Genomic DNA, 10,050 nt, shown 5'->3' on the forward strand with positions numbered 1-10,050 from the left:
CGACGCCATGGCCCAAGACCGATCGAACGGCGCCGGGGGACTCCCCGAAGGCCTGCATCCCGACACGCTGGCCGTGCGGGAGTCCATTCCCCGCAGCCAGTACGGCGAGCACTCCGAAGCGCTCTACCTGAGCAGCAGCTTCGTGCAGCCCGACGCGGAGACCGCCGCGCGGCGCTTCGCGGGCGAGGAGGACGGCTACACCTACACCCGCACCGGCAATCCCACGGTGACGGCCTTCGAGCGCCGGCTCGCCGCCATGGAAGGCACCGAGACGGCGATCGGCACGGCGACCGGCATGTCGGCGATCCTGCTGATGTGCCTCGCGCTGCTGAAGGCCGGCGACCACGTGGTGTGCTCGCAGTCGATGTTCGGCTCCACCATCAAGCTGATCGGCGGCGAACTCTCGCGCTTCGGTGTCGAGACCACCTTCGTGCCGCAGACGGATGCCGCCGCCTGGAAGGCGGCCCTGCGGCCCGAGACCCGCCTGATGTTCGCCGAGACGCCCACCAACCCGCTGACCGACCTGTGCGACATCGCCGCGCTGTCGGCGATCGCGCGCGAGGCCGGCGTGCTGCTGGCCGTGGACAACTGCTTCGCATCGCCCGCGCTGCAGCAGCCCGCGAAGTGGGGCGCCGACCTCGTCATCCATTCCGGCACCAAGTTCCTCGACGGCCAGGGCCGCGTCATGGCCGGTGCCGTGTGCGGCCCGCGCTCGCTCATCGACGACAAGCTGGGGCCCATGATCCGCAGCGCCGGCATGAACCTCTCGCCGTTCAACGCCTGGGTGGTGCTCAAGGGCCTGGAGACGCTGTCCATCCGCGTTCGTGCCCAGGCCGACAATGCCCTGCGCCTCGCACAGTGGCTGGAGGCGCACCCCCGCGTGGCGCGCGTCCACTATCCCGGCCTCGCCTCGCATCCGCAGCATGCGCTGGCGATGCGCCAGCAATCGGGCATGGGCGGCGCGGTGCTGTCCTTCGACGTGAAGTCGCAGGAGGGTGCCGAGGCCGCGCGCCGCGCCGCCTTCCACGTGATCGACAGCACGCGCGTGTGCAGCATCACCGCCAACCTGGGCGACGTGAAGACCACCATCACCCATCCCGCGAGCACCTCGCACGGGCGCCTCACCGAGGCGCAGCGCCAGGCGGCCGGCATCGGCCAGGGGCTGATCCGCGTGGCCGTGGGCCTGGAACACATCGACGACCTGAAGGCCGACCTCGCGCGCGGCCTGGACACCCTGCAATGAGCCAAAGCCTTTCCCCTGCTTCTTCTTCCCCTTCTTCGGATAGCGCGCAGCAGCGCGTGCGCACCCGTTTCGCGCCGTCGCCCACGGGCTTCATCCACCTGGGCAACATCCGCTCGGCGCTCTACCCCTGGGCGTTCGCGCGCGCCACGGGCGGAGACTTCATCCTGCGCATCGAAGACACCGACCTCGAGCGTTCGAGCCAGGCCGCCGTCGACGTCATCCTGGAAGGCATGCAGTGGCTCGGCATGGACCCGGACGAGGGCCCGTTCTACCAGATGCAGCGCATGGACCGCTACAAGGAAGTGCTGGCGCAGATGCAGGCGCAGGGCCTGGTCTACCCGTGCTACATGAGCGTGGCGGAACTCGACGCGCTGCGCGAGCGCCAGATGCAGGCCAAGGAAAAGCCGCGCTACGACGGCACCTGGCGCCCGGAAGAAGGCAAAACGCTGCCGCCGGTGCCGGAAGGCGTGCAGCCGGTGCTGCGCTTCCGCAACCCCGTGGGCGGCGCGGTGGCGTGGGAGGACAAGGTCAAGGGCCGCATCGAGATCCAGAACGACGAGCTGGACGACCTCGTCATCGCGCGCCCGGACGGCACGCCCACGTACAACTTCTGCGTGGTGGTGGACGACATCGACATGGCCATCACCCACGTGATCCGCGGCGACGACCATGTGAACAACACGCCCCGCCAGATCAACATCTTCCGCGCGCTCGGCAAGGAGCCGCCCGTGTACGCCCACCTGCCCACCGTGCTGAACGAGCAGGGCGAGAAGATGAGCAAGCGCAACGGCGCCAAGCCCGTCACGCAGTACCGCGACGAAGGCTACCTGCCCGAAGCCATGGTGAACTACCTCGCGCGCCTGGGCTGGAGCCATGGCGACGACGAGATCTTCTCGCGCGAGCAGTTCCTCGCGTGGTTCAACCTCGATCACCTGGGCCGCAGCGCCGCGCAGTTCGACGAGGCCAAGCTGCGCTGGGTGAACGCCCAGCACCTGAAGGCCATGCCCGACGAGCAGCTCGCCGAACGGGTGGCGCCGCTCCTCGTGGCCCGCGGCATCGCGCAGGCGGATCTGCAGGATGGCCGGCTGCCGCGCATCTGCGCGCTCTTCAAGGACCGCTGCGACACGCTGGTGGCGCTGGCCGACTGGGCGCAGGTGTTCTACGGCGACGTGACGCCCAATGAAGAAGAACGCGCCAAGCACGTGGTCGATGCGGTGAAGCCCGCCATCGCCGCACTCTCGGATGCGCTCGCGCAGTGCGCCTGGGACAAGGCCAGCATCGCCGCCGCGTTCAAGGAAGTGCTCGCCGCCCAGGGGCTCAAGATGCCGCAGCTGGCCATGCCGGTGCGCGTGCTCACCGTGGGCACGGCGCACACGCCGTCGGTCGATGCGGTGCTCGAACTGCTCGGACGCGAAAAAATTGCAGCGAGATTGCGAGAGGCCTGAAAACCTGTCTATAATTCGAGGCTCTGATGATGACAACGATAAGTAATTATCGGCGGCATCGAAAGTGGGGGTATAGCTCAGCTGGGAGAGCGCTTGCATGGCATGCAAGAGGTCATCGGTTCGATCCCGTTTACCTCCACCACTGAAGTCAGAGAACGGAAGTTCCCAGGTTTTGACCCTATCGTCTAGAGGCCTAGGACATCACCCTTTCACGGTGAGTACCGGGGTTCGAATCCCCGTAGGGTCGCCAAGTTTGTGGCACTTGGCTTGCACGTATGTGCAAGCACAACAGCCGCCTGCCAGGAGTGGTAGTTCAGTTGGTTAGAATACCGGCCTGTCACGCCGGGGGTCGCGGGTTCGAGTCCCGTCCACTCCGCCAGATTCATGCCTTTGCAGGTGGTTCGCGCAAAGGCCGACATTTTGACAATGCCGCATGGCGTTGCCAGGATTCGGGGGTATAGCTCAGCTGGGAGAGCGCTTGCATGGCATGCAAGAGGTCATCGGTTCGATCCCGTTTACCTCCACCAAACCATTTTTGAGAACGGAAGTTCCCAGGTTTTGACCCTATCGTCTAGAGGCCTAGGACATCACCCTTTCACGGTGAGTACCGGGGTTCGAATCCCCGTAGGGTCGCCAAGTTCACGGCACTTGGCCCGCATGCAGTTGCGGGCGAAACGCTGTCTGCCAGGAGTGGTAGTTCAGTTGGTTAGAATACCGGCCTGTCACGCCGGGGGTCGCGGGTTCGAGTCCCGTCCACTCCGCCAGTCAACCGGGTCGGCCTGTGCCGCGCCTGAATGAATAGAAGCCGCAGCGAGCCATCGTTGCGGCTTTTTTCTTGTTCCTGACCCGTCCTGCCCAGTGTCGCCCGTGCCCGCTCCTCCGCTGTTCTCCGCGCCGTCCGCAGCGCCCGTGGCATCCGCCACGCCCCGCCTCGTCTCCATCGACGCACTGCGCGGGCTGGTGATCCTCTTCATGCTGCTGGACCACGTGCGCGAGACGTTCTTCATGCACCACCCGGTCATGGATCCGCTGGTGCTGGCGGACACGCCGACGGCCCTGTTCTTCAACCGCGTGCTCGCGCATTTGTGCGCGCCGGTATTCATCTTCCTTGCGGGGTTGTCCGCCTTCCTCTACGGCAGTCGCCAGCCGGACGGCCGCCGGGCCGCCACCGTGTTCCTCGTGCAGCGCGGGCTTTTCCTGGTGGTGCTGGAGCTCACGGTGGTGAATTTCGCGTGGACCTTCCAGTGGCCGCCGCAGGTCGTGTACCTGCAGGTGATCTGGGTGATCGGCCTCAGCATGCTGGCGCTGGCCCTGCTGCTGTGGCTGCCGCGCGGCGTGCTCGTGGTGGTGGGCCTGCTGCTGGTGGCGGGCCACAACCTGCTCGACGGCGTGCACTTCCCCGCGGGGCACGTGCTGCATGTGCCGTGGGCCATCCTGCACGACCGGGGATGGCTCGCCGTGGGCGAGGGCCTGCGGATGCGCACGTCCTATCCGCTGCTGCCGTGGATCGGCGTGATCGCGCTGGGGTATGCCGCGGGCCCCTGGTTCACCTCCGGGGCGGACGTGGGGCAGCGGCGCCGCCGGCTGATGGCCTGGTCGGCGGGGGCGCTGGTGCTGTTCGTGCTGCTGCGCTGGCTGAACGTTTATGGCGATCGGCCCTGGGCCGCGGGCGCCACGCCGCTGGAGACCGTGATGGGCTTCCTCAACGTGACGAAGTACCCGCCCTCGCTGCTCTTCGTGGCGCTGACGCTGGGCATCGGCCTCGCGCTGCTCGCGGCTTTCGAGCGCGTGCCGGCGCGGGCGGGCTGGCTGCGGGTGCTGCTGGTCTTCGGTGCCGCGCCGATGTTCTTCTACGTGCTGCACCTGTACGTGCTGCGGGTGCTCTACATCGGCAGCGCGGCGTTCTGGGGCCTCAACCAGGGCCGCTACTTCGGGTTCGACGCGGTGTGGCAGGTGTGGCTCGGCACGGCCGTGCTGGCGGCGCTGCTCTATGGGCCTGTGCGCGCGTTCGGGGCATTCAAGGCGCGGCGCAAAGACCTGGCCTGGCTGCGGTTCCTGTAGCGCAGCGCGTGGTGCGTCGGCCGGGCGTGCATCGGCACGGCCTGCGCGGGGCTTCGATCCTGGCGACAATGCCGGATGCCTTCTTCGCCTTTCCTGCGCATGGCCCTGGTCCTGGGCCTGCTTTCCGCCATCGGCCCCTTCGCGATCGACATGTACCTGCCTGCGCTGCCCGAGATCGGGCACGGCCTGGGCGCGCCGGTGGGCGCGGTGCAGTGGAGCCTGACGGCCTTCTTCCTCTCGCTCGGCGTGGGGCAATTGCTCTACGGACCGCTGTCGGACATGGCGGGGCGCAAGCCGCCGCTTTATTTCGGGCTGGTGCTGTTCACCGTGGCGAGCGTGGGCTGCGCGCTGGCGACCAGCATCGAGGCCCTGCTCGTGCTGCGCTTCCTGCAGGGGCTGGGCGCGGCCGCGGGCATGGTGGTGCCGCGTGCCGTGGTGCGCGATCTGCACACCGGCCACGAGGCCGCGCGGCTGATGTCGCTGCTGATGCTGGTGTTCAGCGTGTCGCCCCTGCTGGCGCCGCTCGCGGGCAGCGGCGTGATCGCCCTCGCGGGCTGGCGTGGCGTGTTCTGGGCCGTGGCGATCGCTGCGCTGGCCGGGCTGCTGCTGGTGCGCTTCGCACTTGCCGAGACGCGGCCTGCCACGGACCGGACGCACAGCAACCTGGGCAGTGCGCTGCGTGGCTACGGCCTGCTGCTGCGCGATTCGCACTACCTGGGCCTGGTGTTCATCGGCGGCTGCGCGATGGCGGGTTTCTTCGTGTACCTGGCGGGCTCGCCCTTCGTGCTCATCAACCACTACGGGCTCACGCCCACGCAGTACAGCCTGGCGTTCTCATTCAACGCCGCGGCGTTCTTCGCGATGGCGCAGTTCAACGGCATGCTGGCCGCCCGCTTCGGGCTGGAGCCGATCGTGAAGGTGGCGGCCACGGCATCGTCGGCGGTGATGGCCGCGATGCTCGGCTACTACCTGCTGGGCGGTGACCGGCTCGCGGTGCTGATCGGCCTGTACTTCATCGCGAGCGCGCTCATGGGCCTGGTGATTCCGACCACCTCGGTGCTGGCGCTGGAGGAGCACGGCGAGATCGCGGGCACGGCGTCCGCGCTGATGGGCACGCTGCAGATGCTCACGGGCGCCGTGGCGATGGCGCTGGTGGGGCTGTTCGCCGACGGCCGGCCGCTGCCGATGGTGGCGGGCATGGCGACGGGGGCCTTTCTCGGCACGGCGCTGTGCTGGACCACGCTGGGCCGCGCCCGCGCGGCGCCCGGCCAGCGCCGCCGGGGAGCACGCGCATGAGCGGCGCGGCACCGGACAAGCACCCTGGCGGGACATCCGGCGCGCAGCCGGCCGCCGCTGGCCAGGGCGCCGCACCGCGGGACGGGCTGGAGCCGCCGGAGCGCGGGCGGGCGATGCTGGTGATCATCCTCGGCATCGCCGTCGCGGTGCTCGACGGCAGCATCATGAACCTCGCGCTGCCCACCATCGCGCGCGATCTGCAGTCCAGCGCGCCGCAGGCCATCTGGGTGGTGAACGCCTACCAGATCGCCACGCTCGGCATGCTGCTGCCCCTGGCCGCTCTGGGGGAGCGCATCGGCTACCGGCGCGTGTACCTGCTGGGCATGTCCCTGTTCGCCGTGTCGTCGCTCGGCGCGATGCTGGCGTCGTCGCTGGAGATGCTGATCGCGGCGCGGGCCGTGCAGGGTCTGGGCGCGGCGGGCATCATGAGCGTGAACGCGGCGCTGGTGCGCATGATCTATCCGCGCGCGCGGCTGGGGCAGGGCCTGGCGCTGAATTCGCTGGTCGTCGCGGCCTCGTCGGTGGCCGGGCCCTCGGTGGCGGCCGCGATCCTCTCGGTGTCCTCCTGGCCGATGCTGTTCGCGATCAACCTGCCGCTCGGGCTGGCGACGCTCTGGCTCGGCCGGCGCGCGCTGCCGTTCAATCCCGCGCCGCCCGCGCCGCCCGCGCACCCAGCGAAAGCCGGCGCGCGGTTCTCGGTGATCGACGTGGCGCTCAACGTGCTGATGTTCGCGCTGGTGTTCATCGGCGGCGACCAGCTGGGCGTGCACGGTGGAGCGGGCGGCCTGCCGCTCGGCCCTGCATTGACGCTGCTGGCGGGCCTGGCGGTGGGGGTGGTGTTCGTCCGCAGGCAGGTGCTTGCCGACTGCCGTGGCGAGACACCGCTCTTCCCGGTGGATCTGCTGCGCATTCCGGTGTTCTCGCTGTCGATGGGGGCATCGATCGCGGCCTTCTGCGCGCAGATGCTCGCCTTCCTCGCGCTGCCGTTCCTGCTGCTGGAGGCGCACGGCCGCTCGCATGCGGAGGCCGGTCTGCTGATCACGCCCTGGCCGCTGGCGATCGTGGCCGTCGCTCCGCTCGCGGGGCGGCTGATCGGGCGTGTGCCGGACGGGCTGCTGGGCGGCATCGGCATGGCCGTGCTGGCGCTGGGGCTGGCGGCGCTGGCCGCCATGCCGCAGGACGCGGGCGCCTTCGGCGTGGTGTGGCGCATGGCACTGTGCGGCGTGGGCTTCGCGCTGTTCCAGTCGCCCAACAACCACACCATCGTCACGTCCGCGCCGCTGCAGCGCTCGGGCGCCGCGGGCGGCATGCTGAGCACGGCACGGCTCACGGGCCAGACGCTGGGCGCCGTGCTGCTCGCGGTGATCTTCGCCATGCAGGGCACGCATGGCGGCCATGCGGAGACGGTGGCGTTCTGGCTCGCCGCGGGCGCTGCGGTGGTGGCGGGCGTGTGCAGTGTGCTGCGCCTGGGGCCCGCGAAGGCTGCCGGCTTGCGGGGATCAGGGCACTGAGGCTGCGTCGGGCACCGCGCCGTCAGGCCGCGGGGCCGTCGCCGGATCCGTTGCCGGTCCGTGCTTGCGCCGCTTCTTCCGCCGCTGCTTGCGCGTCGTTCCCGTCCGCGTCGCTTTCCGAGCCGGTATCGGCCGGCGGACGGTGGCCCTGCAATGCGGCCACTTCGCCCGCCAGGGTGCGGATGGTGATCGGCGCGCAGCCTTCCGCATGGTTGCTGATCGCGACGAACGCGTTCTGGCCCTTGGCGGTGATGCCCGCCAGCGTGCGTGCCAGCAGCGCATGCACCTCGGGTGCGGGATGGACGATGCGGTCGAATGGGCTGTAGAGCGCCTCGGCCTCTTCGTAGCCGTAGGCGCCGTGCACGGGGTTGAGGTTCCAGCGGCACACCAGCGGGCCCGGCCAGAGCCGGCGCAGCAGCCGCAATTGCTCTTCGAGCGGCGGCATCTTGGCGTGCAGCCCCAGGCAGTAGGTCGCGCGGGCCGAGAGCAGGGCTTCGGCGAACAGCGGCTCGTATTCCGGCGACAGCCACTCGGGATCGCGCACCTCCACGGCCAGCACGCCGTCCGGCGCGGTGGGCGCGAGCGGCGGCATCGCGCGCAGCAGGGCGCCCAGTCGGTCGATGGTGCCTTCGAGGCGGTGCAACTGCGGCATCGGCAGGGGGCTGAGCTGGAACACCAGCGCCCCGATCTTGGCGCCCAGGCCTTCCAGCGCGGGCGCCACGAATTCCTGCAGCGCCAGCGCTGGATCGAGAAAGGCCGGGTTCGGCGCGCGCCCGCGTCCATCCTCGGCACGCACCAGCGCATCGGTCACGAGGCTCGGCGCCTTCACGATGAAGCGGAAATCGTCGGGCACCTGCGAGGCGTAGTCCGCGTACTGGCTCACGGTGAGCGGCTTGTAGAAACCGCGGTCGATGCTCACGGTGCGCAGCAGCGGATGCCGCGCATAGGCGGCCAGGCCCTGGCGCGCGAGCGTGGATTCGGAGTGCTCGCCTTGCCAGACCAGGCCCTTCCAGCCAGGGTAGCTCCAGGACGAGCCGCCGAACCGCAAGTGCGGGGGCAGGGCGGCGGCCAGGGCCAGCAGACCTGCATCGGGCTCGATGGGATGGACGCCGCCGCCGGAGCGGGCTGGGCGGCGGGGCTTGGCGGGGGCGTTTTCTTCGATGGCCGATGACCGGGCCGCTGCGGGCGCGGGTGGTGACGGAGGGGGCGGAAGGTCGTCGAAGAGGGAGTCTTGCATGGACCTTGCCGATCTTATCGAAGCCCGCGCATATGGTCAGCGGTCGCTGTAAACCACGCCAGGACGGGTCCCTTCAAGATCGTCGGTCCACTCATTGGCAACCGGCTCCGGTTCGAATTTTCGCCCAAGAGGGACGAATTGATAGTCACCAGAACCATTAGTGTAGACCGCTAAGCCTTGAGGCGTGAGGGCTACGGTGTGCCAGAGACCGGCAATGCCCTTTTCATTGAAAGTAGCTACGGTCTTGCCATCGGCTCCATAGAGGCGCAACTCACCCGTTCCTGTTACTTGCCCGCCACCCGTGTTTTGTTTTTCCATGCGTTCGATACGGCGCAGGGCATAGTGTCCACCCGGGGCTAGCCGCACATCAGCGCTCAGATCGTTAGGAGGGGCATCAAGACGTGTGAAGCGATGCGTGGTCAGATCGGCCAATCCCGCTTGCGGAAGTTGTTGGCCCCGAGTATTTGCGAATTCAACCAGAGCAGTGGACGCCGACCATTCTGTGATCCGCGGCGACGTGACGTTGTCCATGCTCAGGTAGTTTTTGAGGTTCGCTTCCACCGGGCCATTGCTTTGGCCTTGCGGCAGCACAACCCAGCCACCCCGACTGTCGCTGACGACGCGTGGCGGAGTGCTGTTCAACACGTCGAACAGACCCAGATCGACGGCTTTTTCCAGTTGCCATTTGGGTAACAAAAATGTCAGCAGCTGGTAGCGCTTTTTGGATTCGTCGCCCACGCGATAAAACTGATCCGTCGCAACCACGTATGCGCGTCTGGTGGCCACCTCGCTGGTGTTTTGCTGGGATACCGGACGCGCAAGGCAGCTGTCTGGACGTGCGCCTGGCGAAGATTCGGCTGCTACCGCGGCTGGAGTGCCGCTCCGCTCAGCAAGGTGGAAGGACGCTACTTTTTTACGTTGTTCAAGATCGATGCGATCGACTACTCCGTTGCAGTACACCGCATAGAGGTAGCGGTAATACGATTGACTGTCGAGAGCGCTGTCCGTGGGAGACTCTGCGGACTCCGGCGCAATGCCTGGGGGGGCCGTGTTCGGGATCACCATGGACGTCGGAGCCTGCGCGGAGGGCATAGTCTGAGGTTCCGGTGCATCGGTGGCGCGGGAGCATGCCCCGAACGATGCTGTGACCGCTAGCGTCAAGACAAGTCGTGTGATCAGCGACACGTAGGATTTGGCGGCTGCAGCGTCCATGTCAGAAGTCTTGCGCACTTTCAACGTGTTCCACGTAGGCAGGAT

General features: G+C 68.2%; 7 protein-coding genes and 6 tRNA genes. 11 read left to right on the top strand and 2 right to left on the bottom strand.

What is annotated here, in order from left to right; all coding sequences use genetic code 11:
• The first annotated feature begins 7 nt into the window (after nt 1-7).
• From Q9R47_RS10795 to Q9R47_RS10845, 11 genes are all read left to right on the top strand, one after another.
• The gene (locus tag Q9R47_RS10795) at nt 8-1,243 is read left to right on the top strand and encodes an O-succinylhomoserine sulfhydrylase (RefSeq protein ID WP_311233209.1); all 1,236 of its coding nucleotides are present in this window, start codon (nt 8-10) and stop codon (nt 1,241-1,243) included.
• Nucleotides 1,240-2,688: a glutamate--tRNA ligase gene (gene gltX, locus Q9R47_RS10800; RefSeq protein WP_311233210.1), complete on the top strand. Its 1,449-nt coding sequence runs from the start codon at nt 1,240-1,242 to the stop codon at nt 2,686-2,688. The genes Q9R47_RS10795 and gltX overlap by 4 nt, the downstream gene beginning before the upstream one ends.
• Nucleotides 2,689-2,754: 66 nt before the next feature.
• Nucleotides 2,755-2,830, top strand: a tRNA-Ala gene (locus Q9R47_RS10805).
• Nucleotides 2,831-2,862: 32 nt separating this feature from the next.
• Nucleotides 2,863-2,938, top strand: a tRNA-Glu gene (locus Q9R47_RS10810).
• Between the two features lie 52 nt (nt 2,939-2,990).
• Nucleotides 2,991-3,067: transfer RNA gene (locus Q9R47_RS10815), tRNA-Asp, on the top strand.
• A 72-nt stretch (nt 3,068-3,139) separates the two neighbouring features.
• Nucleotides 3,140-3,215: transfer RNA gene (locus Q9R47_RS10820), tRNA-Ala, on the top strand.
• A gap of 33 nt (nt 3,216-3,248) precedes the next feature.
• Nucleotides 3,249-3,324, top strand: a tRNA-Glu gene (locus Q9R47_RS10825).
• A 51-nt stretch (nt 3,325-3,375) separates the two neighbouring features.
• A tRNA-Asp gene (locus tag Q9R47_RS10830) sits at nt 3,376-3,452 on the top strand.
• A 103-nt stretch (nt 3,453-3,555) separates the two neighbouring features.
• Complete coding sequence (locus Q9R47_RS10835; protein ID WP_311233211.1) at nt 3,556-4,749, top strand: heparan-alpha-glucosaminide N-acetyltransferase domain-containing protein; 1,194 nt, start codon at nt 3,556-3,558, stop codon at nt 4,747-4,749.
• 75 nt (nt 4,750-4,824) lie between these two features.
• A complete protein-coding gene (locus tag Q9R47_RS10840) occupies nt 4,825-6,045 on the top strand; it encodes a multidrug effflux MFS transporter (RefSeq protein ID WP_311233212.1) in 1,221 nt (406 codons plus the stop codon).
• The gene (locus Q9R47_RS10845; protein WP_311233213.1) at nt 6,042-7,556 is read left to right on the top strand and encodes an MFS transporter; all 1,515 of its coding nucleotides are present in this window, start codon (nt 6,042-6,044) and stop codon (nt 7,554-7,556) included. The genes Q9R47_RS10840 and Q9R47_RS10845 overlap by 4 nt, the downstream gene beginning before the upstream one ends.
• 22 nt (nt 7,557-7,578) lie before the next feature.
• Here the strand turns inward: Q9R47_RS10845 and Q9R47_RS10850 are convergent, their stop codons facing one another.
• The gene (locus Q9R47_RS10850) at nt 7,579-8,793 is read right to left on the bottom strand and encodes a DUF72 domain-containing protein (RefSeq protein ID WP_311233214.1); all 1,215 of its coding nucleotides are present in this window, start codon (nt 8,791-8,793) and stop codon (nt 7,579-7,581) included.
• 36 nt (nt 8,794-8,829) lie between these two features.
• A partial coding sequence (locus Q9R47_RS10855; protein ID WP_311233215.1) for a hypothetical protein occupies nt 8,830-10,050 on the bottom strand: 1,221 nt, incomplete at its 5' end.

It is taken from the genome of Acidovorax sp. PRC11, from assembly GCF_031844105.1.
Lineage (GTDB): Bacteria > Pseudomonadota > Gammaproteobacteria > Burkholderiales > Burkholderiaceae_C > Paracidovorax.

Coding starts and splice junctions, on each gene's coding strand:
- Q9R47_RS10795 (WP_311233209.1), top strand. CDS start 8: ATGGCCCAAGACCGATCGAACGGCGCCGGGGGACTCCCCGAAGGCCTG.
- gltX (WP_311233210.1), top strand. CDS start 1,240: ATGAGCCAAAGCCTTTCCCCTGCTTCTTCTTCCCCTTCTTCGGATAGC.
- Q9R47_RS10840 (WP_311233212.1), top strand. CDS start 4,825: ATGCCTTCTTCGCCTTTCCTGCGCATGGCCCTGGTCCTGGGCCTGCTT.
- Q9R47_RS10845 (WP_311233213.1), top strand. CDS start 6,042: ATGAGCGGCGCGGCACCGGACAAGCACCCTGGCGGGACATCCGGCGCG.
- Q9R47_RS10850 (WP_311233214.1), bottom strand. CDS start 8,793: ATGCAAGACTCCCTCTTCGACGACCTTCCGCCCCCTCCGTCACCACCC.